The organism is Kitasatospora sp. NPDC001660 (assembly GCF_053596725.1).
Genome location: NZ_JBSFGU010000018.1, coordinates 31,012 through 54,982, shown reverse-complemented (window position 1 = coordinate 54,982; position 23,971 = coordinate 31,012). Strand labels below are relative to the sequence as shown.

At 73.3% G+C, this 23,971-nt stretch carries 16 protein-coding genes and 1 pseudogene; 6 read left to right on the top strand and 11 right to left on the bottom strand.

All coding sequences use genetic code 11. The annotated features are described in order from the left end of the window. Positions 1-388: 388 nt before the first annotated feature. Entirely contained in the window at positions 389-1,060 is a 672-nt protein-coding gene (locus tag ACWCXH_RS20740; RefSeq protein WP_449802982.1) for a TetR/AcrR family transcriptional regulator, read from the bottom strand. 184 nt (positions 1,061-1,244) lie between these two features. On the opposite strand from ACWCXH_RS20740, the gene ACWCXH_RS20735 reads away from it, so the two are divergent. The 4 genes from ACWCXH_RS20735 to ACWCXH_RS20720 all read left to right on the top strand — a co-directional run bounded on the left by ACWCXH_RS20735 (position 1,245) and on the right by ACWCXH_RS20720 (position 4,850). Then, entirely contained in the window at positions 1,245-2,216 is a 972-nt protein-coding gene (locus ACWCXH_RS20735; RefSeq protein ID WP_449802897.1) for an ATP-binding cassette domain-containing protein, read from the top strand. Next, positions 2,216-3,043 carry an ABC transporter permease gene (locus tag ACWCXH_RS20730; RefSeq protein WP_449802896.1) on the top strand — a complete coding sequence of 276 codons (828 nt, stop codon included), beginning with the start codon at positions 2,216-2,218 and terminating at the stop codon, positions 3,041-3,043. Before ACWCXH_RS20735 ends, ACWCXH_RS20730 begins: the two co-directional genes overlap by 1 nt. A gap of 91 nt (positions 3,044-3,134) precedes the next feature. Then, on the top strand, positions 3,135-4,121 hold the full coding sequence (locus ACWCXH_RS20725) for an aldo/keto reductase (RefSeq protein ID WP_449802895.1): 987 nt from the start codon (positions 3,135-3,137) through the stop codon (positions 4,119-4,121). A 90-nt stretch (positions 4,122-4,211) separates the two neighbouring features. Continuing rightward, positions 4,212-4,850 carry a C39 family peptidase gene (locus tag ACWCXH_RS20720; RefSeq protein WP_449802894.1) on the top strand — a complete coding sequence of 213 codons (639 nt, stop codon included), beginning with the start codon at positions 4,212-4,214 and terminating at the stop codon, positions 4,848-4,850. A gap of 21 nt (positions 4,851-4,871) precedes the next feature. Here the strand turns inward: ACWCXH_RS20720 and ACWCXH_RS20715 are convergent, their stop codons facing one another. Beyond that, complete coding sequence (locus ACWCXH_RS20715) at positions 4,872-5,726, bottom strand: SCO6745 family protein (protein WP_449802893.1); 855 nt, start codon at positions 5,724-5,726, stop codon at positions 4,872-4,874. Between the two features lie 208 nt (positions 5,727-5,934). Here ACWCXH_RS20715 and rpe point away from each other — a divergent pair, with 208 nt between their 5' ends. Together rpe and ACWCXH_RS20705 are read left to right on the top strand one after the other, a co-directional pair. Next, positions 5,935-6,618 carry a ribulose-phosphate 3-epimerase gene (gene rpe / locus ACWCXH_RS20710; protein ID WP_449802892.1) on the top strand — a complete coding sequence of 228 codons (684 nt, stop codon included), beginning with the start codon at positions 5,935-5,937 and terminating at the stop codon, positions 6,616-6,618. 95 nt (positions 6,619-6,713) lie between these two features. Then, positions 6,714-6,860 (top strand): annotated as a pseudogene (locus tag ACWCXH_RS20705) (pirin family protein); the annotation flags it as partial. Between the two features lie 24 nt (positions 6,861-6,884). Here the strand turns inward: ACWCXH_RS20705 and ACWCXH_RS20700 are convergent. The 9 genes from ACWCXH_RS20700 to ACWCXH_RS20660 all read right to left on the bottom strand — a co-directional run bounded on the left by ACWCXH_RS20700 (position 6,885) and on the right by ACWCXH_RS20660 (position 23,962). Continuing rightward, entirely contained in the window at positions 6,885-7,901 is a 1,017-nt protein-coding gene (locus ACWCXH_RS20700) for a carbohydrate kinase family protein (RefSeq protein ID WP_449802891.1), read from the bottom strand. After that, entirely contained in the window at positions 7,898-8,887 is a 990-nt protein-coding gene (locus tag ACWCXH_RS20695; protein ID WP_449802890.1) for a zinc-dependent alcohol dehydrogenase family protein, read from the bottom strand. Before ACWCXH_RS20695 ends, ACWCXH_RS20700 begins: the two co-directional genes overlap by 4 nt. Further along, the gene (locus ACWCXH_RS20690; RefSeq protein WP_449802889.1) at positions 8,884-9,720 is read right to left on the bottom strand and encodes a carbohydrate ABC transporter permease; all 837 of its coding nucleotides are present in this window, start codon (positions 9,718-9,720) and stop codon (positions 8,884-8,886) included. The genes ACWCXH_RS20695 and ACWCXH_RS20690 overlap by 4 nt, the downstream gene beginning before the upstream one ends. After that, positions 9,720-10,673, bottom strand: coding sequence for a carbohydrate ABC transporter permease (locus tag ACWCXH_RS20685; protein ID WP_449802888.1), 954 nt, complete (start codon positions 10,671-10,673; stop codon positions 9,720-9,722). Before ACWCXH_RS20685 ends, ACWCXH_RS20690 begins: the two co-directional genes overlap by 1 nt. A gap of 89 nt (positions 10,674-10,762) precedes the next feature. After that, positions 10,763-12,100, bottom strand: a complete 1,338-nt coding sequence (locus tag ACWCXH_RS20680; protein ID WP_449802887.1) for an ABC transporter substrate-binding protein — start codon at positions 12,098-12,100, stop codon at positions 10,763-10,765. Positions 12,101-12,177: 77 nt separating this feature from the next. Continuing rightward, entirely contained in the window at positions 12,178-12,939 is a 762-nt protein-coding gene (locus ACWCXH_RS20675; RefSeq protein WP_449802886.1) for a DeoR/GlpR family DNA-binding transcription regulator, read from the bottom strand. Between the two features lie 247 nt (positions 12,940-13,186). Beyond that, the gene (locus tag ACWCXH_RS20670) at positions 13,187-23,152 is read right to left on the bottom strand and encodes a WXG100-like domain-containing protein (protein WP_449802885.1); all 9,966 of its coding nucleotides are present in this window, start codon (positions 23,150-23,152) and stop codon (positions 13,187-13,189) included. After that, on the bottom strand, positions 23,149-23,535 hold the full coding sequence (locus ACWCXH_RS20665) for a WXG100 family type VII secretion target (RefSeq protein ID WP_449802884.1): 387 nt from the start codon (positions 23,533-23,535) through the stop codon (positions 23,149-23,151). Before ACWCXH_RS20665 ends, ACWCXH_RS20670 begins: the two co-directional genes overlap by 4 nt. Further along, positions 23,528-23,962 (bottom strand): YbaB/EbfC family nucleoid-associated protein, encoded by a 435-nt coding sequence (locus tag ACWCXH_RS20660; RefSeq protein ID WP_449802883.1) that lies wholly within the window; start codon positions 23,960-23,962, stop codon positions 23,528-23,530. The genes ACWCXH_RS20665 and ACWCXH_RS20660 overlap by 8 nt, the downstream gene beginning before the upstream one ends. Positions 23,963-23,971 lie beyond the last annotated feature (9 nt).

Genomic DNA, 23,971 nt, shown 5'->3' with positions numbered 1-23,971 from the left:
GCCGCGCCGGGCCCGATCATGCCCATGCAGCCTAGTGTGGAGAGCCCGGAGTGTGAACGGGTTCGGTTGCCATGATTGACGTATCGTCAATCATGGTTTACGGGAAGGTCGATGACAGGAGATCCGCGGTGTGGCCGCGCGGCTGCCGGGCCCGGTGTTCGAGAAGCCTCGGTCGGACATCGACCGAAAGGAGCCGCACGCGGCCGCAGTGCGCGAATCCGTACTCGACGCGATCGGCGGGACGCCGCTGTTCCGCCTCGCCCGCCTCGGGGCAGGGCTCGCCGCGCCCGGCTGCGCGAAGGCGGAGTCTCCTCAACGCCGGCGGCAGCGTCAAGGACCGCGCCGCGCTCCGGGTGCCTGACCGCACGCGGGAGGGCGGCCGGGTGGTTCACGGCGCGGGTGTCAGTATCGCCGTGATCACCCGGTCGAGCGCCCGGTCGAAGGCGGTGGCCGGGTCGGCGGGCGGGCCGGGGGTGGCGAAGGCGGCGGCGAGGTTCGGGTAGGCCCCGCTCGCCGCCGCCTGGACGAGGTAACCCGCCAGCTCCGCCTGCCACTTGGCGCCGGAGGCGGCGGTCTGCTCGTACTGGGCGTACTGGCAGACGAAGCCGTTGAACAGGGCCATCGCCTCCATCCGGGCGCCGCCGCCGAGGCCACTCGGGGCGGTGACGGCCAGGTAGTGGTCGGTGTAGCGCAGGGCGTTCGGGCCGATGCCCGGGCGGGCGAGGACCAGGGCGGGCAGCCAGGGGTGGCGGCGGCAGAGGTCGAGTTGCTCGTGGCCGAGCCGGAGGAGGTCGGCGCGGCAGTCGCCGGTGGGCGCGAGGGTGCCGTAGTCGTACTCGCCGGCGGCGGCGTCGAGCATCAGGTCGAGCAGGTGCTCCTTCTTCGGCACGTAGTTGTAGAGCGACATGGTGCCCGCGCCGAGTGCGGCCGCGACCCGGCGCATGGAGACGGCGTCCAGGCCCTCCGCGTCGGCGATCCGGACCGCGGCGTCGGCGATCGAGGCGCGGCTGTGGGCCGGTTTGGGGCCGCGGCCGGTGCGTTCGGGGCGCAGCCAGATCAGTTCGGGCGCCTCGGGCGGCGTCGGCCACTCGCCGGTGCGCGGGGTTTCGCGGCTGCTGGGGGTCTTGCTGGACGGCACTGAAGATCACCTCGGTCTCCCATCTTAGATACGTACGGCGTACGTAGTACGATGCGCGTGCGTGCGCTTCTACGTACGCTGTACCTAGAGAAGGGTGGAGACAGTCATGTCCGACAGCCGTGGGCCCGCCATCGAGATGGCGGGCGTGGCGAAACGCTTCGGCACCACCGAGGCCCTGTGCGGCCTCGACCTCACCGTCCCCGCCGGCACCGTCTGCGGCCTCCTCGGACCCAACGGCGCCGGCAAGACCACCGCCGTCCGCGTCCTCGCCACCCTCGTCGCCCCCGACCGCGGCACCGCCCGGGTCGCCGGGTTCGACGTCACCCGCGAATCGGAGGCCGTCCGGCGCGCCATCGGCCTGGCCGGGCAGCACGCCGCCGTCGACGAGGGCATCACCGGGCGCGACAACCTGCACCTGTTCGGGCGGCTGCACCACCTCGGCGGCCGCAGGGCCCGCGCCCGGGCCGACGAACTGCTCGACCGCTTCGGCCTCGCCGAGGCCGGCGGCCGGCTCGTCCGCACCTACTCCGGCGGCATGCGGCGGCGCCTCGACCTGATCGCCAGCCTCGTCACCAGCCCGCCGGTCCTCTTCCTCGACGAGCCCACCACCGGGCTCGACCCGCGCAGCCGCCAGGAGATCTGGGACACCGTCAAGGAGTTGGCGGACGACGGCACCACCGTGCTGCTCACCACCCAGTATCTGGAGGAGGCCGACAAACTCGCCGACGACATCGTCGTCGTCGACCACGGCGCCGCGATCGCCACCGGCCCGCCGGCCCGGCTCAAGGCGCGGATCGGCAGCCGGGTGTCCGTCACCCTTGCCGACGTGAGCCAACTCGCCCCCGCTGCCGTGGTGTTGTCCCGGCTGTCCGGCGGGGACGCGCAGGTGGACATCGCCGAACGCCTGGTCACGGTGGTCACGCCGCCGGGCGCCGACGTCCTGCTTCCTTCGCTGGTGAGGGAGTTGGACGCACAGGGGGTCGTCGCGGAGGACGTCGCGGTCCGGGCGCCCTCGCTGGACGACGTGTTCCTCGCGCTCACCCGGGAGTCCGCCACCACTTCGAGGAGGGCCGCCTGATGGCCGCCACGCACGCGGCCCCTGCGGCCCCCATGGTCACCGGCCCGTCCCGGCTGCTCTCCGACACCTGGACGTCGATGCTCCGCATCCTCCTCAACTACCGCCACTCGCCGGGCCTGTTGGCCGCCTCGCTCGGCGTGCCGGTGGTCATGGTGGTGGTCTTCGGGTACGTCTTCGGCAGCGCCATGCAGGTGCCGGGCGGGGGCGACTACCGGGAGTTCCTGATGCCCGGCCTGTTCGCCATGGTCGCCACCAACGGCATCATGCCGACCATGGTCGGTGCCGCCCGCGACGCCGGGCGCGGGGTCACCGACCGGCTGCGCTCGATGCCGGTCTCGCGCACCGGGCTCCTGCTCGGCCAGACCCTCGCCGACCTGCTGGTCAGCGTCGTCGTCCTGGCGCTGCTCGCCCTCGTCGGCCTCGCCGCCGGCTGGCGCGTCCGACACGGGGGTGCGGACGCGGCGGGCGGGTTCGGGCTGCTGCTGCTCTTCCGGTTCGTCATGACGTGGGCCGGGACGTGCCTCGGGCTCGCCGTCGGCAAGGAGGAGGCCGCCGGCCAACTCTCCGTCGCCGTCTTCCCGCTGGCGATGATCACCAATGCCTACGTGCCGACCGGCGGCATGCCCGGCTGGCTGCGGACCGTCGCCGACTGGAACCCGATCAGCTCGGTGGTCGAGGCGAGCCGGAGCCTGTTCGGCAACCCCTCCGCGCCCGGCGACGCCTGGCCGATGCAGCACGCCGTGCTCGCCTCGCTGCTGTGGAGCGCGATCCTGCTCGTGCTCTGCATGCCGCTGGCCGTACGGAAGTTCGCCACGCACGGGCGCTGACCCGCCGGTCCGGCGAAGGCGCACCGGCGCTGACCCGCCGGTTCCGTGCAGGTGCTGGACACCCGCGCCGGTGCGGCCGAAGGTGGACGCCATGGAGTACACCCACCTCGGCCGCACCGGCCTGACCGTCTCCCGCCTCTGCCTGGGCACCATGAACTTCGGCCCGCACACCGACGAGTCCGACGCCCACCGCATCATGGACGCCGCCCACGACCGGGGCATCAACTTCTTCGACACCGCCAACGCCTACGGCCGCGACGGCGAGGGCAACCTCAAGGGCCGCACCGAGGAGATCATCGGCCGCTGGTTCGCCCAGGGCGGCGGGCGCCGCGAGCGGACCGTCCTCGCCACCAAGGCCTACGCGGCGATGGGGGAGTGGCCCAACGAGGGCAGGCTCTCCGCGCTCGCCATCCGCCGGGCGGTGGAGGCGAGCCTGCGCCGCCTGCAGACCGACCACATCGACCTCTACCAGATGCACCACATCGACCGGGACACGCCCTGGGAGGAGATCTGGCAGGCGATGGAGGTCCTGGTCGCCCAGGGCAAGATCATCTACGTCGGCTCCAGCAACTTCGCCGGCTGGCACATCGCCCAGGCCCAGGAGGCCGCCCGCAGCCGCCACTTCCTCGGCCTGGTCAGCGAGCAGTCCCTCTACAACCTTCTCGACCGGACGATCGAGCTGGAGGTCGTGCCGGCGCTCCGGCACTACGGCCTCGGCCTGCTGCCGTGGTCCCCGCTGCGCAGCGGACTGCTCGGCGGCGTGCTGCGCAAGGAGCGCGAGGGCACCCGCGTGCGGGGCGCACTGGCGCACGCCAGCGACCTCCTGGCCGTCCACCGCGACCGCATCCAGGCCTACGAGGACCTCGCCGACGAGCTCGGCGTCGACCCTGCGGACCTCGGGCTCGCCTGGCTGCTCAGCCGCCCGGCCGTGACCGCCCCGATCATCGGCCCGCGCACCCTGGAGCACCTCGACGCGGCGGTGGGAGCCGTGGACGTCGAGCTCGACCGGAAGACGCTGGACCGCCTCGACGAACTCTTCCCGGGCCACCGCCCGGCCCCGGAGGACTACGCCTGGTAGGCGTCCGGGCGGGCCTCGCCCCGGTGGTTTCGACCCGGGGCGGGGCCCGTGCCGGTCGCGCGGCCCGCTGGGGCGTGAGAGCGTCGGGGGATGGGTGACGAGGCGGTTGTGCACGAGGTGCCGTACTACGCGCAGTGGGAGTCGGCGGAGCTCGTGCGCGAGATCATCGGCGGGGGGCTGGACGCCGCCGACGATCCGCGGTGGGGGCAGTCGGGGGCGGTCACGCCGGAGGAGTACGCGTGGTGGTCGTGGCGGCTGTGCGGGGTGGCCTGCCTGCGCATGGCGCTCGACTTCTGGTGGGGGCTCGCGCCCTCGGCGCTCGCGCTCGCCCGGGAGTGCGAGGCGGCGGGCGCGTACGTCCGGGACGGCGACGGCCTGCGCGGGCTGATCCACACGCCGTTCGCCGCCTACGTCCGGGAGCGGTGGGGACTGGCCGCCGAGGCGCGGGAGTTGGCGCCCGCGGAGGTGGCGGCCGAGGTGGCCGGCGGGCGGCTGCCGATGCTGTCGGTGCACCCGTCGATCCGCGAGCCCGGCGGACCGGGACCGGCCCGCCGGGGCGGGCACCTGGTGCTCGCGGTGGGCGCCACGAGCACGGCGCTGGTGATCCACAACCCGTCCGGGTTCCCGGGCGGATCGCAGGCCTTCGCACACGTGCCGTGGCCGGAGTTCGGGCGCTTCTACGCCGGGCGGGGAATCGTCCTCGGCGCGCCCGGGGGCGCTGCCGGGTGACGTCTCCGCGCAGTGGCGCCCTTACGGACTGACGCTCGGCAGTCCGAGCAGGTCGACCGGCAGCTCGCCGCGACACAGGGCCGAGATCGGCTTCAACGCGGCCGCCAGGCGGTCGAGTTCGCTGCGCGGGTAGTCCTCCCACACCCGGGCGGCGGCCAGGTCGGTGGCGGCTTCCAGGGACTGGTGCCGGATCCGGCCGAGCTCGGTGACCGCGCCCTGCGCCGTCAGCCAGCCCCGCTCGACCAGCCGCTCCCCGGCGGCCTTCCACTCCTCGTCCGTCCACCCGCGTCGCGGCTGGAGGTCCTCGCGCCGCACGTCCATCGCGCAGCGGATGACGAGCGCCTCGCAGCCGTCCAGCCCGGCCGCGACCAGCGCGGCCACGTGGCCGTCCCCGCGGTGCTCGCGCATGACGGTCGCGGCCTGCCACAGCCGCCCGTACGGGTCGGCGGGCCGCGGCAGCGCGGCGTTCGCGGCGGCCAGGACCCGCCCGGCACAGTCCAGCCGCGCCGCCGCCCGCTCCAGCGCGCCGGCGGCCAGCTCGACCTGCTTCGGGTCGACGTGCTCCAGCACCCGGGCCAGTGCCGCGGACGACCCCTCGATCCGGGCGGCCAGCGCCCGCTCCGGGCTCGCGTGCGTCCACACCTCGGGCACCGCGCGCTCGACGACCGCCGGCGCGAAGCTGAAGAACGCGGCGATCACCGGCGGTGCGTCCACCGCGCCCAGCGGCGCCGACCGGCCGGCGAAGTAGCCGCGCCACCCGCCCCGCAGCCCGGCCGCCTCGAAGGCCGCCCGGCCCTCGGGCGAGAAGGAGGTGACGGAGTGCACCGGCTCGAAGAGCCACCACAGCGAGCGGGCGGGGTGAACGAGATCGGCCATCGGCGGACCCTCCTTGGAAGGGGGTGGGACGGGTCTGGGCGTCGCTCCAGTGCTGATGACCACGGCGGCGGCCGCGGCAACCCTGCGAGGGGTGTGATGACGGTCACGCGGGCGACGCGGGGTGCGCGGGCCGGTGCCGGCACGGGAGATGATGGGACGAGGTGCCCGTTTACGGTGGCGCCCGAGCCCTCGTGTGAAGGTATTGGTAATGGCGCAGATCAACCCCAGCATCCTGTCCGCGGACTTCGCCCGCCTCGCCGAGGAGGCCGAGGCCGTCCGGGGCTCGGACTGGCTGCACGTCGACGTCATGGACAACCACTTCGTACCCAACCTCACGCTGGGCGTCCCCGTCGTCGAGTCGCTCGCGCGCGCCACCGACATCCCGCTCGACTGCCACCTCATGATCGAGGACCCGGACCGCTGGGCCCCGCAGTACGTCGAGGCCGGCGCCGGCTCCGTCACCTTCCACGTCGAGGCCGCCGCCGCGCCCGTCCGCCTCGCCCGCGAGATCCGCGCCAAGGGCGCCCGCGCGTCCATGGCCCTCAAGCCCGGCACGCCGATCGAGCCCTTCGAGGACCTGCTGCCCGAGCTCGACATGCTGCTGATCATGACCGTCGAGCCCGGCTTCGGCGGCCAGGCCTTCCTCGACATCATGCTGCCGAAGATCCGCCGCACCCGGGAGCTGATCGCCAAGCACGGCCTCGAACTGTGGCTCCAGGTCGACGGCGGCGTCTCCGCGAGCACCATCGAGCGCTGCGCCGAGGCCGGTGCGGACGTCTTCGTCGCCGGCTCGGCCGTTTACGGCGCGGAGGATCCGGCCGAGGCCGTCCGCAACCTGCGCGAACTGGCGTCCAAGGCCGGCGCCGACGCCTGGTGGGCCTGCGAGCACTGAGCCCGCGTCGCGGGTGCGGGTTCCCGGCGCCGTGAGGGACGATCACTGACGAACGGCCCTCGTCGGCCCTGCTCCGTACGGTGGTGGACCCGCACATGAGCAACCTCGACCTCAAGCCCGTCCCGACCCCCTGCGGTCGGGAGGCCGGCGGCGGCCCGGTGAGGGAACTCCTCACCGGGCGCCAAGTCCCGCTCGGCGAAAGCACCGTGGTACGGCGCCTGCTCCCCAACCCGGGCCGCCAGGCGTGACGCCCGCCGGGACCGGCTTCAGAGGCCGAACGCCGCCAGCTCGGCCCGGGTCGGCGGATCCGCGCCGTGGCGGGCGCAGGTGAGCGCCGCCGCGCGGGCGGCCCGCTCCAGGGCGGCCACCAGCGCGGGGGACGGCTGCTCCGTGCTGGTCGCCCTGACCAGCCCGAAGCGACCGGCGCCCAGCAGCCCGCCCTCCAGGAGCCCGCTGATCAGGCCGGACATGAAGGCGTCACCGGCGCCGATGGTGTCGGCGACCTCGACCGGGATGGCGGCCACGTCGTGGCGGCCGTGCCGCCAGTGGGCGCTCGCCCCCAGGGCGCCCCGCGTCAGTACGACCAGCGCGGGGCCGCGACGCGCCCACGCGGTGGCGATCTCCTGGGCGTCCTCCCCGGGGTACAGCCAGTCGAGGTCCTCGTCGCTGACCTTGACCACGTCGCTGAGCGCCACCAGCCGCTCCACCCGGGGCCGCTCCCGCCCGGGAGCGGCCAGGAGCGCCGGCCGCAGGTTGGGGTCGTAGGAGATCGTCGCGGCCGTCGGCGCCCCGCGGACCAGGGCGAGCACCCCGGCGGCTCCCGGTTCGAGGAGGGCGGCGACCGAACCGGCGTGCAGGTGCCCGAAGGACTGCTCTCCGATCAGTTCGGTGACCGTCGGTGACAGGTCCCAGAGGATGTCGAAGGTGTAGGCGGCCCTGCCCTCGTCGTCGAGGACGGCCGTGGCGGTGGACGTCGGGCGGGCGTCGACCGCGTCGGGGGTGAGCGTCACGCCGTCGCGGGCCAGGTGGTCGCGGATCATCGAGCCGTACGCGTCGTCGCCCAGCCGGGTGGCGAGCTGGGCCCGGTGGCCGAGTCTCGCCAGGCCGAGGGCGGTGTTGGCGGGGCTGCCGCCCGGGTGGGCGCGCCGGCCGTCGGGGGTGTCGACCACGTCGGCGAGCGCCTCACCGACGACCAGGACGGCCGGCGCGCAGCCGGTCGGGGCGGGGGCGGCCGGCGACGGGGCTGCGAGGTCGGCAGGGGGGAGCAGGGTGTGGTCGGTCACGGGGTGACCAGGATCTTCCGGCCCTGGCCCGCCCGGAAGCGCTGGAGGGCGGTGGCGTAGTCGGCGAGGGGATAGCGGTCGCTGATGAAGACCTCCGGGTCCAGCACCCCGGCGGCGAAGAGCGCGGCCGCGCGTTCGAAGCTGTGCAGCACGGCCATCGAGCCGGTGATGGTGATCTCCTGGTTGTAGATCTTGTACGGCTCGATGACGGCGCGGGCCGCGTAGGCGGCGACGCCGAACTGCAGGTAGGTGCCGCCCCGGCCGACGCGGCCGAGCGCGTCCTGGATCGCGTGCTCGTTGCCGGTGGCGTCGATCACCACGTCCCAGCCGCGGGGCTGGTCGAACTCCGCGGCGCCCGCGGCCGTGCGGTCGCAGCCGAGCCGGCGGGCCGTGGCCAGGCGCTCGTCGTTGAGGTCGACGACGTCCACCGAGGCCGCGCCGGTGCGCTTGGCGAGCTCCAGCATCATCAGGCCCATGGTGCCGGAGCCGTAGATGAGGACGTTGGACCCGATCCTGCCGCGCAGGACGTCGTAGCCGCGCACCGCGCACGAGAGCGGCTCGATGAGGGCGGCGTCCTCGACGCCGACGTGCTCGGGCAGCCGGACGCAGTTGGCGGCGGGGGCGACGGCGTACTCGGCCGCGGCGCCCGCCGTGGTGACGCCGATGGCGGCGTACCGCTCGCAGAGGTTGTCCCGGCCGAGGCGGCAGTAGTGGCACTCGTGGCAGTACAGCGAGGGGTCGACGGCGACCTTGTCGCCGACCGCGAGGTCCGTCACCCCGGCGCCGAGCGCCACGACCTCCCCGGCGAACTCGTGGCCGGGGACCAGCGGCAGGCTGGGGGCGAACTCGCCCTCCAGGATGTGCAGGTCGGTGCCGCAGAGGCCGCAGGCCGCGACCTTCACCACCACCTCGCCGGGGCCGGGCGTCGGGTCGTCCACGGTCTCGATGCCGAGCACACCGGGCGAGCTGATGACGACTGCCTTCACTTGACGGCTCCAAGGGAGAGGCCCTGGACGAGCTTGTCCTGGGCGGCGAAACCGGCGACGAGCACCGGCAGGGAGACACAGACGGCGGCCGCGCAGACCTTGGCCAGGAAGAGTCCCTGGCTGGTGACGAAGCCGGTGAGGAAGACGGGTGCGGTGCCGGCGACCACGCCGGTGAGGACCCGGGCGAACAGCAGCTCGTTCCAGCTGAAGATGAAGGAGATGAGGGCGGTCGCGGCGATGCCGGGAGCGGCCACCGGCGCCAGCACGCGCAGCAGCACCGCCGGCAGACCGGCGCCGTCGATGGCGGCCGCCTCCAGGATCTCCTTGGGCACCTCGGCGAGGAAGGAGCGCATCATCCACACCGCGATCGGCAGGTTCATCGAGGTGTAGAGGACGATGAGCAGCCAGATGTTGTCCAGCAGGCCGGCGTTCTGCGCGATCAGGTAGACGGGCAGCAGGGCCGCCACCGCCGGGAGCATCTTGGTGCTCAGGAAGAAGAACAGGGTGTTGGTCCACTTCCGGACCGGCTTGATGGCCAGCGCGTACGCGGCCGGGGTGGCCAGGGCCAGCACCAGGAGGGTGGACACCACGCTCGCGGTCAGCGAGTTGATCAGCGGCGGCCAGGGGCTCATCCCCGTCCCGGCACCGAAGAACTCGCGGTAGCCCTGGAGGGTCAGCGGGGCGGCCACGCTCGGCGGGTTGGTCGCGGCGTCCTGCTCGCTGTGCAGCGAGGTGAGCACCATCCAGGCGAACGGAAGGAGGAAGAGCAGGCCGACCAGCCAGGCGACCAGGCCGAGCAGGCTGTTGGTGCGGCGCACCCGGGTGGTGGTCATCAGCGGCTCTCCTCGCGGAACAGCGAGAGGACGGTGCGCAGCGCGAGGGTCGCGATGAGCGTGGTCAGCACGACCACGATCACCCCGTCCGCCGACGCCTGGCCGTAGTCGTGCCCCTCGTAGAACGTCCGGTAGACGGTGTACGGCAGGTTGGCGGTGCCCAGGCCGCCCGAGGTCAGGGTGAAGACCGCGTCGAAGTTCTGCACCACGTAGATGCTGCCGAGCAGGGCGGCCAGCTCCAGGTAGCGGCGCAGGTGCGGCAGCGTGAGGTACCGGAAGATCTGCCAGGCGTTGGCGCCGTCCACCCGTGCCGCCTCAACGGCGTCCAGCGGGCGGCTCTGCAGCCCGGCGAGCAGGATCAGCATCATGAACGGCGTCCACTGCCACACCAGGGAGGCCTCCACCGACAGCAGCGGCAGGCTGGACAGCCAGTCCGGCTGCGGCGCGTCGTCGCCGGCCACCGCCGTGAGCAGGCCGTCGAACAGGCCGTAGGAGGCGTTGTAGAGCGCGTGCTTCCACAGCAGCGCGGAGGCCGCCGGCACCACCAGGAACGGCGTGATCAGCATCGTCCGCACCAGGCCTCGGCCGAGGAAGCGGCGGTCGAGCAGCAGCGCCGCGCCGAGCCCCAGCAGGAGGCTGACGGCGACGACGGTGACGGTCAGCTCGACGGTCGTCAGGATGGACGTGCGCAGCGCCGGGTCGGTCAGCGCGTGGGCGTAGTTGGTGAGCCCGCCGAACCCGCGGCCCGCCGGGTCCAGGGCGTTCCACCGCATGAAGGAGATCGCCAGGGTGCCCACGAAGGGCAGCTGGGTGACCACGATCATGAAGATCAGGGCGGGGAGCAGGGGCGCGCGGCGCGCCCAGGCCCCGCGCGGGCGTCGCCCGGTGGGCTCCGTGCGGCCGCGGCCGGCCACGGAGGCCTGCAAGGAGTCGGGTAGGGAGGCTGTGCTCATGGGAGTCCCTCGGGTGCGGGTGGCCCCCGGCTGGGAGGCGCGGTGTCAGCCGGGGGCCACCGGATGGGGGATGTCGTTCGTGGTGGCCGCTACTTGGCGTGCGCGGCGGCGACCTTCTCGGCGAGGCCCTGACTGGTGGCCAGTGCCTGGTCCACGCTGATCTGGCCCGCGATGGCGGAGCTGATCTGCTGGGACACCTGGGTGCCCAGGTCCTCGAACTCGGGGATGCCCACGAACTGGATGCCGGGGGCCGGGCGCGGCTGGACGCCGGGGTCGGCCGGATCGGCGGACTGCAGGGCGGTCAGCGTGGGCTGGGCGAACGCCGAGGCCGACTGCAGGTACTGGGGGGTGGCGTAGGTGGACGTCCGCTTGCCGGCCGGGACGCGGGACCAGCCCAACTGGGCGCCGACCAGCTGCTCGTACTGCTTGCTGGACGCCCAGGAGATGAACTTCCAGGCGTCGTCCTGGTGCTTGCCGGCCTTCTGCAGGCCCCAGGCCCAGGTGAAGAGCCAGCCCGAGCCGGCCGTCTGCTCCACCGGGGCGGGCACGTAGCCGATCTTCCCCGCGACCGGCGAGCCGGTCGTCTCCAGGGCGCCGGCCGCCGAGGTCGCGTCGTACCACATGGCGGTCTTGCCCTGCTCCAGGTTGTTGAGGCACTCGGTGAAGCCGGCCTCGGGCGCGCCGGCCTCGCCGTGGGAGCGGACCAGGTCGACGTAGAACGAGGTGGCCTTCTGGAAGGCGGGGCTGGTCAGTTGCGCGTGCCAGTCCTTGTCGAACCAGGTGCCGCCCATGGTGTTCACCACGGTGGTGAGCGGGGCGGTCAGCTCGCCCCAGCCGGGCTGGCCGCGCAGGCAGATGCCCTTCATGCCCGGCTGGGCGCCGTCCACCTGCGCGGCCAGTGCGGCGACCTGCTGCCAGGTGGGCTTGTCGGGCATGGTCAGCTGCTTGGCCGCGAAGACGTCCTTGCGGTACATCAGGAACGACGACTCGCCGTAGAACGGCTCGGCGTACATCTGGTCGTCCACCGTGAGCGAGGTGCGGATGGCGGGCAGGACGTCGTTCTGGTCGAAGGCCGCGTCGGCGTTCGCGCGCGGGGTCAGCGGCGCCAGCCACCCGTTCTTGGTGAAGATGGGCGTCTCGTAGTTGCTGATGGTCGCCACGTCGTACTGGCCGGACTGGCTGGAGAAGTCCTGCGTGATCTTGTGGCGGACGTCGTTCTCCGGCAGCACCGTGAAGTTGACCGTGATGCCGGTGGACTTCGTGAAGTAGTCGGCCGTCAGCTTCTGGAGGTCGATCATCTGCGGGTTGTTCACCATCAGCACGTTGATCGAGTGCGCGCCGCCGGTTCCGCCTGCCCCGCTGCACGACGTGAGGCCGACGGTGGTGAGCAGGGCGGCGCCGACCGCGAGGGCGCGTCTGGGGATCATGGGTGCTCCTGTTTCGGGTTCGTGCGGGTGCGACCGGTCGGCGGCGTGCGCCGTCGGCGGGGGGAGGGGGCGGGTCGTCAGACCCGGATGACCTTGGGGCCGAGCAGGGCGTAGCGGTGGGCCTCGACGGCGGGCAGGCCCGTGTCGGTGACGATCGCCTCGAAGTCGCCGACCTCGGCGAACCGGCAGAAGCTGCTGGCGCCGAACTTGGTGTGCACGCCCATGAAGACCCGCCGCCGGGAGACCTGGAGAGCCTTGGCCTTGACGTCGGCGACGACCGGATCGGGCGTGGTCAGCCCCATCTCCCGGGAGATGCCGTTCGCGCCGATGAAGGCGAGGTCGATGACGAATCCGCTCAGCATGGTGCACGTCCACGAGCCGACCGTGGCGAGCGTGCGCGACCTGACACGGCCGCCGAGGAGCAGCACTGTCAGGCTGTTGCACTCCGCCACCGCGGCGGCGGTCGTCAGCGAGGCGGTCACCACGGTCAGCGGCCGGTCGGTCGGCAGCAGTGACGCCAGGAGCTGGGGGGTGTAGCCCTCGTCGATGAACACCGTCTCGGCCTCGCCGAGGAGGCCGGCGGCGGTGGCCGCGATCCGGCGCTTCTGGTCGACGTTGAGCGTGGTGCGCCGGGCCAGGTCGGTCTCGAAGCCCGCACTCTCGACGGGGTACGCCCCGCCGTGGGTGCGGTGGAGCAGTCCCCGGTCCTCCAGCACGCGCAGATCGCGGCGGACGGTCTCCTGTGCCACGCCGAGCTCGTCGGCGACCCGGGTGACCTCGATCCGGCCCTGCTGGCGTGCCAGGGTGAGGATCCGGTGCTTCCGCTCTTCCCCGCGCATCAAGGGCCCCCTCAACTCCTCTTCCGTAGTGGCCCGTTCGGGCGTCGTCGGCCCGTTCGGCACCTGTTCGAGATTTATACCGGCTCCGCGTGGCGCCGGGAGCGCCCGGATCTTGCGGAATCCTTACCGGTCTTTGACCGGTTGTGGTCCGTACTGGGTTGGCTCTGGTGCGGGAAATGTCCGAACGGGCGCCGCGCTCGCCCGATCGGTGTCCGCCCCGCCCGAACGGCGGGCGGGGCGGCACTCGCTAACGGATGGTCGGATCGGGCGGGGCGGCCCCCGCCTCCGGGGCTCCGGCGGCGGGGGTTCCGGCAGCCTCGGGGTGTCGCGGGGGCGGGAGCTGCGGCGTCGGGGCGGCCGGAAGGACGGGGGCGACGGGCGAGCTTGCGGGGGAGGGCCCGGTGGTGAGCGGGACCGGGGCGAGGGTGAGACCGCCCGAGGCCGACAGGATCGGCCCGTCCGCCGCCGGTGCCGCGGGATCGGCGCCCGGCGGGGTGCCCTGCGCGTCGGCGCGTGCCTGGGCCCGGTCCGAGCCGGGTCGCCCGAGCTGACTGGCCTGGGGCGTGCCGCCCGCGGTGCCGCCGCCCTGCCCGGCGACGGGGAGCTGCGGCGGCCGGGCGGCCGTGGGTGCGGCCGCCGGACCGGGCCTGGCGGGCGGAGCGGTCGAGGAGCCCGCAGCAGTGGGCTGGTCGGCGTTGGTCACCGCGGGCACCGACGCGGGTGCCTGGCGGGGTGTGGTGGACGCGGCGAGATCGTCCAGGACGGAGCCGCCGAAGTCGCCGGAATGGCCCGAGCCGAGGGGTGCGGGGGAGTGGGTGGAGACCGGGGAGACCGGCGACTGCCCGGCGAGGTCCGACAGCACCGAATGCAGGCTCGACACCTCGGAGGCGGCGTCGTCCGGCGTCCGGCGGACGGCTGGGGCCATGGGTGGCGGGCCGGGGTGCTGCGAGGTGTCGAGCGTGACGACGGGCCGTGCGGCGGTGGCGGGTGCCGGGGTGACCGTGGCCGGTTGCTGCTGGACGCTGGGTGCGCTCGCAGGACTACCGGCGGGGGTCGGGGCGTTCGCGGGCTGGGCGGTGTTGGTGGTGCTGGTGGGTGCGGGCAGGGCGGTGGCGGGAGGCGGTGTCGCGCTGGTCGTGGCGGGTGGGGCTGCGCTGGTCGAACTGCCGGCCGGTGCGGGTGCGTTCGCCGGTTGGGCCGGCGCGGGCGGGGCTGCGTTCGCAGGCTCGGCGGATGCGGATGCGGATGCGGGTGCGGGTGCGGGTGCGGCTGTGTTCGCGGGTTGGGAGGAAATGTTCCCGGGAGGCACTGCCGGGGTGTGCGCGGCGGGTGTGGAGGCGTTTCCCGGAGCGCCCGCAGGCGCCGGGGCACCAGCCGAACCGCTGCCGGAGGCGCCGGCGTTCGACGAGCCACCGGCGGCCGCGGGTGCGGGTGCGGGCGCCGCCGCGGGTGCGGCTGCCGGCGTGTCGGCGGCCGCAGCGGGCTTCTCCGTCCAGTAGTACAGGTTGCCGTGGGTCGGCACGGCCTCACCGTACGGCCCGTTCTGGTCGACCTTCTGCGTGGTGATGATCACCGGCTGGCGCACGAGCGCCTGCGGCCCCGTGAGCTCCGCCTTGCCCGCTTCGGTCGGCGCCTTGCCGTGCGGGATGTCGGGAAGCGGCAGGGAGCGGCTGGGCACGCCGGGGGCGTGCGTCACCGGGGTGGAACGATCGGCGGTGGCCTGGCCCCCCAGGTTGAGGGGGTTGACCGGAACGCTCACCAGGGGATCCTTGGTCAGCACGGAGAAGTCCGCGGGGGTGGCGCTCCAGGTGTACCCCTTGGTCGACGTGGTGCTGGAGGCGTCCTCGGCGCCGATGGTGAGCTCGTCCTTCGCCTCGTCGCGGGTGCTGACCTCCACGGCCGGGCCGGTCGGTTCCATCCGGACCGCCAGGCCGGTCTGGCCGTCCGCGCCGAGGGGGACCGTCCGGTACTCGGAACCGGGGGTGTTGAGCTGGTGGTAGACGGGCGGCATGGACTGCGCGGAGAACACCTGACGGACCGCCGCCTGCATGTCGAGCGACAGGTGCTGCTCCTGCTTCAGCACGTTTCCCGCCGGCAGGCGCGGGTCGCTGACGAAGGACTGGACGACCCGGTGGTGCAGGTCGAGCGCGGGCTGCGGCGTGACGGCGTGGGCGAACGCACTCACGGCCGAGCCGACCGCCCCGGCGCCCGTGGCCAGGGCCGATCCGGTCCGGCCCAGGACGCCGTTGCCCCACGGGCGGGGGGTGGTGAGGGTGTGGACGGCGTTGTCCATCAGCTGGCCGGCGTTGTCGAAACCGACCATGTCGTGGCCACCGGCGAGTTGCCCGCGCCAGGCGTTGACGTCGGCCGCGTGCGGTCCGACCGGCTGGAGTGCGATCCCCCCACCGGGAGGGGCACCCGACCCGTCGCCGACCGGCTGCGGTGCCTGCGGCTGTGCGTCGGGCCGCTGTTGGGCGGGCGGCGGCTGGACGGTGGCCGGATCCTGGTCCGCCGCGGGCTTCTCGGTCAGCGGTTCGGGCACCCAGGACTCGACCCGCCAGGTCGGCCTGACCGGTTGGGGGGCGTGGTGGAGGTTGACGAACCTTCCGTAGCTGTTGTACTGGCTGACCGTCACGTCGAAGTGCACGTCGTTGGAGAACTTGTGGTTGGTGCCGAAGCCGGAGGTCTTGTGGCTGACTTCGGTGGTGATCCCCGACTTGGAGCCGTTGGTCAGCGTGCCTTCGATGCCCCCGGCGGGGTTGAAGCTGCCGTTGCTCAGGCGGGGGACGCTCTTCGGCGCGAGGCCCGAGATGCGCACGTTCTGTGTCTCCGCGCCCAGTGAGCCCGAGCCGCCGGAGTTTCCGGTGGAGGTTTGCGAGTTGGTGACCTTGCGGCTGATCTCGTTCTCCGCCTGCTGGTGGTCGTCGCGCCAGCCGGCCTGCGGCACCCCGCGGACCAGCACCTGGGTGATCACCCGGTTGGTGCGGCTCTCGTCCACGTGGGTGGCGAGGATGCCCTTGCCCATCACGTCGTCAGGGTTCGCGCTCAGGTTGTGCGGGGAGAAGGCGTCGGCGAAGGGCAGTGCCGCCGTCGGCACCTCACCCGCCGGCCGTGGACCGCGCAGCTGCCGGTCGATCTCGCCCAGGATCTCGTCACTGCTCGGGACGTGGACGGACGCACCGCCGCTGATGCCGTGGTCGAGCAGCGGGGCGGTGCGCGGGTCGGACGGCTCCGGCGCCTCGGTGTGCCCGCCCAGCGCGCGAACGTCTCCGTCGGAGAGCAGGACGTGCACGATGTGCTCGCTCTGCTGTGGTTCGCCGTAGTACGTCTTGCCGCTGTTGTCGGTGACCCGTCCGACGGTCGTGATCCGGGCGTGGGCCTGGTAGACGTGCCAGGTGCCCTTGGGCGTGGCGAGCGTCCGGGTGGTCGACATCTCGTTCTTGACCGCGTCGCCACCGGTGACCGTGGCACCGCCCTTGACCTTGAATCCGCCCCGGACCTGGTAGCTGGACTGGTGTTGGTTCGTCGGATTCTCGGGGAACCTGCCGAAATCCGGGCCGACTCCGCCCTTCCCCGCGCGGGTCCACTTGTCCTCCACCGCCGTGGACGTCTTCGAGGTGCTCTCGATGGTGAGCTTGCCCTCGCCGGGGAGGGTTTCCAGGTAGTGGAAGTCGGTCATCTGAGTCCGGGTGGACAATCCGGCGGCGCCCTGCCTGATCCCCCGACCCACCTGCTCCTCGCCGGAGTTCGACCAGCCGCCGTGTGACGAGGTGACGGCACCGCGCAGTTGGTTCGGCCCACCGAGCACGTCCAGTGCCTTGGACAGGTCCGGGGTGTGTCCGAGGAGCCACTGGTCGAAGGCGCTGTTCAGCGCCTTCTCGGCGCTCTCCCGGAAAGCCTGCTGGTCGTCGACGTGCCGGATGAAGCTCGCCTGCGGCAGCCGGGGGGTCGCGAGGTGCTGGGGCGGCGGAGTGTCGGACGGGGAAGCGGGCTGGTGCTGTTCCACCACCAGTTGCCCGTCGTGCGGTTGGAACGTCCGGGTCTGTCCGGCGTGCGCGGAGCCGGCGCCGGTGTCCAGCACCGTGGTGGGGTGCTCGGAGTTCTCGCGGCCGACCATCACGTGGTAGGTCACCGGGTAGCCGAACTTGTCGGCCGATGACTTCAGGCTGAACTCGTGTTTGGTCTCGGTGGCCGCGGCCGTGGTGGTCACGTGGCTCTTGCTGGAGGAACCTTCGAGGTTGCCGTTGACGAAGGCTCGGGTGGTGTCCGGCGGGTTGAGCGAGCTTCGCACGTTCCCGGAGCCGGTGACCGCGTGCTTGCCGCCGTCGGTGACCACCAGGTCCCCGCCTGAGGTGAGGCTGATGCTGTTCTTCGTGGTGGAGGTCTGGGAGCCGACGTGCCCGCCGGGGCCCAGGTCGGCCTTGACCAGGATCTCGAACGTCTTCGCGTCGATCCCCGGCAGGTGTGAGGCGTCCAGGGTGATCCGGAACCTGCCGTCGAGCAGATCGGGCCCGCCGCGGGCCAGGGCGGACGGGGTGATCTGCTGGTGGAGTTCGTCGAGGTTCTTGACCGCCTGCGGGGTGATCCGGGCGTGGCTCCCGCCCGGGGCGCCGGCGGCACCGGCCGGAGGGGGGAGGAGCCCGGGAGCCTCCGTGTGCAGTCGGGTGACGATGTGGTTCGCCAACTCCGCCGAGCCGGGGACCTTGAGGTAGGTGGTGCGCTGGCTGTTCAGCGGCTCGCGGAGCCCGGCGGCGTCCGGGGGAGCGGGGGGCGCCGGGCTGGCCGGCGCGGCGGGCGCGTCCGCCGGGGCCGCGTGTGGCTGAGCGTGCTCGGCGCCAGCGCTACCGGCGGGCTCGGCGTGGGTGGCGGGGGTGTGGGTGGTCGGAGGGTACTGCACCACGCGGCGCACCTGGCCGGTGATGGGGGCCTCCATGGAGATCCGGTGCTCCCCGGGCGGGTGGCCCGTCACGGCGCGGCCGCCGATCTGCACGTTGTTCGTGTCGTGCAGACCGTCGGGGCGCGGGGAGAACCGCTGCTTCGTCACGCTGATGTGGAAGTGCACGTCGGTGGCCACCAGGTCGGCCTTGCCCTCGTGCTCATGGCTGCTCGCCACCTTCACGGTGTGGTTGTTCTTGCTCTCGTGGTCGCGGTTCGCGGTGTAGGAGTAGCCCACCGAACCGCCGGCCCAGGTGGACTCGTGGCTGCCCGGTTCCGTCGACTTCTTCACCTGGCCCAGGACACCGCCGGTGAACCCCGCGCTCCGGGACGACTTGTTCACGTGGCTCGCCTTGTGCTCGGTCGACGTGTTCGAAGCCAGTTCGCTCTTGTGGTCGACGGTGTCCAGCACGGTGGAGCCGTGGGGTTCCAGGGTGAGGTGCAGGTGACCCTCACTGCCGTCGGAGAACCGTATCGGGGCCGACGTCATGCCCCAACCCGCCGCGTGTTCGAACTCGTTGAGGACGTTCTTCGTCGTGAAGAAGTCGTTGATCACCTTGTGTGCGGGGGCGTCCGGGCGATTCTCCTCCGGCAGGGCGTCGAAGACCGCGTTCCGGGCGTTGCCGAGCCCGATGACGGCGAGCGGTTGCCCCTCGGGGTGTGCACCCGGCTCCGGGGCGGGCCGGCCCGCCGGTGCCGGATCCCAGCCTTCCCAGGCCCGTGGCGCGGTCCCGACAGGGGTCCCTCGGCTGGGGATCTCTGCGGTCACCGAGCCCGTGAGCGGGGGACGTCCACCGGGGCCGAGCGGTCGTCCCTGATGATCCAGGACGGTGGCGTTGTAGGCGAACTGGGCGATGTGCGGGGAGGTCGGCCCGGTCAGCGTCAGCTTGTTGGACGTCTCGGCCTTCGACGTGACGGTGGTTTCCGTCTCGTGGTTCGCCCCGCCGACGCTGACGGAGGCGGAACCGGTCGCGAACAGGTGCTCATTGACCGGATACGTGATGGCCGGCGCGACGTTGAGGGCGGACTGCGTGCGGGAGGCCTGGGTCTTGCGCGGCTCGGGGGTGAAGGTGGACTTGGCGGTCGACTCGACGTCGGTCTTGCCCTCCGTCTCGGCCCGGTCCTTGGTGGGTACGTGCGCGGCCGGCTGCCAGCCGTTCGTCCGGGCGGTGATCTGCACCTCGTGCGGGCGTCCGTTGACGATGATCTGGAAGCGCCAGGCGTCGTCGACCATCTGTGGATGGTTCTCGCGGAAGTTGCCGGCCGTGAGGTGGGAGTCGAGCCCCTGCACGACCGTCGTGTCGGTGCGGTGGTCGCCGAGGATGTCCTCGATCCGGGCCCGCACGGCCGCAGGCCCGGGATCAGCGGTGATCTTGATCTCGGCGAGGGAGGTGGTGTGCCGGGGGTCGACCGGGGCGGCCGGCGGCGCGGGCGCGGGGCGCGTGGGCGGCGGCGGTGCCGCCTGGTGCGGGTCGGCGGGCTCGTGGTCGGCGGGCTGGTTGGGCGTCTCGTGTGAGGTGGATTCCTGGGTGGTGGGTTGCTGATTGTTGGCGGGCTTCTGGGCGGTGGGTTGGTTCTTGGGCTCGTCGGTGGTGGATTGCTGGTCGGTGGTGGGCCGGGTGGTGGGTTCGCTGGTGGCGGGCCGGGAGTTGGGCTCGTGGGTTGCCGGCTGGGCGGTGGGCTGGTTGGCCGCCTCGTGTGAGGTCGATTCCTGGGTGGCGGGTCGCTGGCTGGTGGCGGACTGGTCGGCGGGCTCGCGCGTCGTGGGTCGGGCCGGGGTGGGCTCCTGGGTGGTGGGTTGCAGGTTGTTGGCGGGTTGGGTGGCGGGCTCCTGGGCGGCCGGGTCCTGCGGCGTGGGGCGGCTCGCGGTGGCCTCAGCCGGCGGTGCCGCGTGCGAGATCACCGGGGCAGGGGTGTGCGGCCGGCTGGAGGCGGCCGCGGGGTACTCGGTGCGGGTGGGGACGGCGACCGGGTCCACCCAGGTGTGCTCGCGCGGCGCCCAGGGCGCGGTGGCGCGGGCGTTCTGCCAACCGGGGTCGGCGCTGACGGGACCTCGGGCGGTGCTTCCGCCCGGAGGCGGCTCCGCCGGCGTGCCGGTCTCCGTCCCGGGACGCGCGGCCGGCGCGACCGGGCCGGAGGTGGCCGGCGCCTCGGGCAGTGCGCCGGGCCGGCCGGCCGGGTTCTCCGCCGCCTCGGTCGCCGGCACCCGGCCGGAGCCCCGGGCGCGGCCGGGCGATTCGGCGGGCGGGCGGTAGATGCCCTCGTCGCCCCCGGTCAGCGTGCCGAGCAACTGCAGGTGGCGGTTCCGCAGACCACCCTGGTCGAGACCGGGGTCGGCGGGCGGCTTCCGGTAGTCGCCGAGCAGACTGCCCGGGGCATCGGCGCGGTGCGGGTTGGTGGGGTCCGCGCTTTCGTCCCGCAGGCCCAGCTGGTGTGTGAACTCGTGGGTGTACGTGGTCGGCTCGGCGCCGATCGGCCAGGTGTACTGGTCCGTCCGGCCGCCGTGGGGGACCAGGTCGACGGTGAGGTGCGGATTTCCCTCTGGTCCGACGTGTTCGACCGTGACGTGCAGCCGGTCACCGTTGGGCAGCACATGGTTCGGGTCGTTGAAGCGCTGCTGGACGCCCTGCTGGAGGCTGTTGACGGTGTCGGCGGCGTCCTTCGGGTCGCCGTTGAACGCCACCCGGACGGTCAGGTCGGTGTAGCGCGTCTCCTGGAACGTGAAGCGGCGCTGGTCGAAGCCGGAGCGCAGCAGCAGGCGCGGGGCGTTGCGGTCCACCTCGCTCGGCCTCGGTCCGAACGGCCCTCCCGGCCCGGCGGGCGGCTGGGCGGTCGGGCTGACGGTCGGGTCGGGCTGTCGGCTGCTGCCGGACGTCGTGTGAGCGGTCGCAGGCGCCTGCGCGGTCGCGGGCCCATGAGCCGCAGCGACCGGCTCGGAGGACGCGGGCTGCGGCGCCCCGCCGGACACCCCTGAGGGCACGGCCGGTAGCCGTTGCACCGTCGACCCGCTGCTCCCGTCGTCCGGTACGGCGGTGTTGTGTGTGCCGCCTGTGGCCGGGGTGTTGGGTGCGTTGCTGCTGAGTGGTGGGTGGGTGGGTTGGGTGGTCTGCGGTGGGGTGGGTTCGGGTGTGGTGGTGTGGGCGGTGGCGGGCTGGGCGGGTTCCTGCGCGTGGTTGTTCGGCTCCGCAGGGTTGTGTGTGCCGCCTGTGGCCGGGGCGTTCGGTGTGCTGCTGCTGCTGAGTGATGGGCGGGCGGGTGCGGTGGGGGTCTCGGTGGGCTGGGTGCGGGCCGGGGCTTGGTCCTGCGTGCGGACCGGCGTCCCGCCGTTGCCCGTGCCGGCCGTGACCGTGGTGGAGCCGGCACCCGGGCCGGGTCGGGTGCCCGTGGCCGTACCGGTGTGATCGGTGCCCTGGACGGGTTCCCGGGTCTGGGCCGGCGCCTGGGTGGGCGGGGCGGTGGCAGCCGTCGGTTGTGCGACCGGTTCCTGCCGTGTTCCCTGCGGCTCGGCGGCGTGTGCGACGGGGGAGGTCGGGGCCGTCTGGCCCTGCCCGGCGGTGTGGCCGGGACCGTCGCCGGTGTGGGTGACCGGTGCCTGGTCGGCCGAGCCCGACGGCGGGAGCTCGCCTCCACCGTGCCCGGCGACGGGCGCCGCCGGTTCCGTGGTGACCGGGTGTCCCACGGCCGTGGTCACCAGGTGCCCCACCCCCGTGCTGACCGGGTGTCCGATCTCCGTGGCGGGTGTCGTCCCGCCGGTGGAGACCTGGGGGTGCGTCCCACTGGCGGAGGCCGGAGCCTGCTGTGCGGCGGGCGCCGCCGGGGCGGCACCGTCGGCGTCGTGCCAGCCGGGTGCGCGTGGGGCCATCCAGACCCCACCGTCACGAGGGGAGCCGAACTGTCGGAAGCCGGACCCCTGGCTGTCGGTCCCGCCCCGCGCGGGCGGCCGCGCGGCCGCCCGCGCCGTGCCCGTTCCCTCCGCCGCCGGCCGCTCGCCGCCCGAGGCGGACCCGGTGGCGGGCCGGACCCCGGTGAGCGTCGTCTCGAAGCCCGGCAACCCCGACGTCGTCCCGGAGCCTTCGGCCGGTGAGCCCGCTGCCGGGCCGGTCGGCGACTTCGCGGTGCCTTCGCCGTCACCTGTGTCGGTCCGGGACGTGGCCTCTCCGGGAGAGGGGGCGGAGGAGCCGCCCGTGGAAGTTGGGGCGGGCGACTTTGACGGCACGTCGTCGCCGGTGGTCGGGGGTGGCGCCGACCGGGTGTCCTCGCCGGGGGTGACGGAGGGCTCGCCCACCGGCTCGACGGCCTTCGAGCCCGGGCCGTCACCGCCTCGGTGGTCGCTCGATCCGCCGTCGTCGGCGCCGCGGGTCCCCTCCGCACCGATGCCGCCCGTTCCCGTCACACCGGTGGCGCCCGGGCCCGCGCCGCCCTCGAACTTGGGCAGGTGCGGCACCACCGGGTCGTGGACGTCGATGTCGTCGATCTTGGGCGTGGTGCCGCGGCCCTTGCGGCCGCCCGCCACCCCGCCGATCACACCGCCGGAGGCCGCCATGGCGACGTCGTTCGGTCCACCGAAGACGGAGGTCACCACCGTGCCGCCGGCGATGGCGCTGACCCCGCCGACGGCGCCCTTGCCGATCATGGTGTTGGCCGCGTTCTTGAAGAGGCCGCGCGCTCCCTCGCCGACGATCCCGCCGACGCCCCCGCCGATCCCGCCGCTGGCCGCCGAGATCCCGATGGAGGTCCAGTCCCACGAGGTGCGGTCGTGCATGAGCCGCTGGAGGCCCTGGATCCCCATGTCCATGCCGGCCAGGAGGGCGGCGCCCCTGGCGACGGCCATCGCCAGCCGGCGCAGGATCAGAGAGACTGCCACCCGCGCCGAGGTGACCGCGGCGGGGATCGCCTCCGGCGCCCAGAAGGACAGGTCGACGATATCGTTCGCCAGCCACACCAGCTGCGCGAGGATCATCATCTTGGCGTGCTGGAGCTGCACCCCGGTGTCGCGCGCGGCGAGACCCAGCTGCCCCGCGGCCCCGGCGACATCGGGGATGCTGGACGACAGGCTCTGGACGAACCGCGTGAACTGGTCCGCGACCTGGCCGCCGACGTGCTGGAGAACGGCACTCCCGGCGGGTCCGAGCCGGTCGACGACGGCGATCAGCCGCCGCTTGGCGTCCTCCCAGATGTGGCCCAGCACGGCCATGCCGTCCTCGTCGCCCTTGGGCCACCGCGAGCCGACCGCCAGGGAGGCGACCCATTCGAGCGCGGGGGGCAGCTGGATGGTCACGGCTTCCCCGGCCGGCCCGTGTGTCCGCCCCCGGTTCCCCCGACGGACGGGCGGTTCTCGGCGCCGCCGTTGAGGGTCTGCGCGTGGGCGATGTTCTGGTCCTCCAGCCGGCGGTAGTTCTTCGCCATGGTGTCGATGCCGTGTGCCGTCTCGTTCACGACCTCGGACATGGCCGTGAAGCCGAGGAGGAGCTGGTCGCGGGGGCCCCGGTACACCTCGGAGAACTGCCGGCCGGTCTCGTCGTCGCCCCAGCAGGGGCCGACCTCTGCGAGCCTGGCGGTGAGACTGTCGCCGATGCCGTGGAATTCCGCGGCGATCTCCCGGATGTGGGACATCGGCTCGCGCAGGCCCTCCGGGTCCACGAAGAAGGTTCGGTCAGCCACGGACGCCTCCAGGGTTCAGGCCGGTGTCGATGTAGTCCCGCACCTCGTCCGGCATGCCGGGGGCCTCGGGCAGCAGTGCGACGGGGTCCCCGTCGCCGCGGAGCAGCGAGGCGGCGTTCGCGCCCGACGGCAGCTGGAGGTCGGTCATCCGGGCGACCTGCTCCAGCGCGTCGCGGCGGGCCTCGGCGATGGTCGTCAGCAGGGCCTCCGAGAGCTCCTTCGGGGTCAGCCGCCGGAACGCGCCCGTGGGGAACTCGATCCCGGTGACGTCGCCCACGGCATTGACGGTCACCTTCACGGTCTGCCGGGGTGCGGTCGCCGTCCCCGTGGTCTCGTTGATCCTGCGTCGGGTCTCGGCCGCGCCCTCGCGCTGCCGCTGGTAGAGCGCGAGGAGTTCCTCGATCTCCTGGTCGTACGTCGAGCTCATGGTTCCTCT

Excerpts from the sequence above, each read along its gene's own strand:
- ACWCXH_RS20680 (WP_449802887.1), bottom strand. The coding sequence starts at position 12,100 with ATGATCCCCAGACGCGCCCTCGCGGTCGGCGCCGCCCTGCTCACCACC.
- ACWCXH_RS20660 (WP_449802883.1), bottom strand. The coding sequence starts at position 23,962 with ATGAGCTCGACGTACGACCAGGAGATCGAGGAACTCCTCGCGCTCTAC.
- ACWCXH_RS20690 (WP_449802889.1), bottom strand. The coding sequence starts at position 9,720 with ATGACCACCACCCGGGTGCGCCGCACCAACAGCCTGCTCGGCCTGGTC.
- rpe (WP_449802892.1), top strand. The coding sequence starts at position 5,935 with ATGGCGCAGATCAACCCCAGCATCCTGTCCGCGGACTTCGCCCGCCTC.
- ACWCXH_RS20730 (WP_449802896.1), top strand. The coding sequence starts at position 2,216 with ATGGCCGCCACGCACGCGGCCCCTGCGGCCCCCATGGTCACCGGCCCG.
- ACWCXH_RS20685 (WP_449802888.1), bottom strand. The coding sequence starts at position 10,673 with ATGAGCACAGCCTCCCTACCCGACTCCTTGCAGGCCTCCGTGGCCGGC.
- ACWCXH_RS20720 (WP_449802894.1), top strand. The coding sequence starts at position 4,212 with ATGGGTGACGAGGCGGTTGTGCACGAGGTGCCGTACTACGCGCAGTGG.
- ACWCXH_RS20675 (WP_449802886.1), bottom strand. The coding sequence starts at position 12,939 with ATGCGCGGGGAAGAGCGGAAGCACCGGATCCTCACCCTGGCACGCCAG.
- ACWCXH_RS20735 (WP_449802897.1), top strand. The coding sequence starts at position 1,245 with ATGTCCGACAGCCGTGGGCCCGCCATCGAGATGGCGGGCGTGGCGAAA.
- ACWCXH_RS20725 (WP_449802895.1), top strand. The coding sequence starts at position 3,135 with ATGGAGTACACCCACCTCGGCCGCACCGGCCTGACCGTCTCCCGCCTC.
- ACWCXH_RS20715 (WP_449802893.1), bottom strand. The coding sequence starts at position 5,726 with ATGGCCGATCTCGTTCACCCCGCCCGCTCGCTGTGGTGGCTCTTCGAG.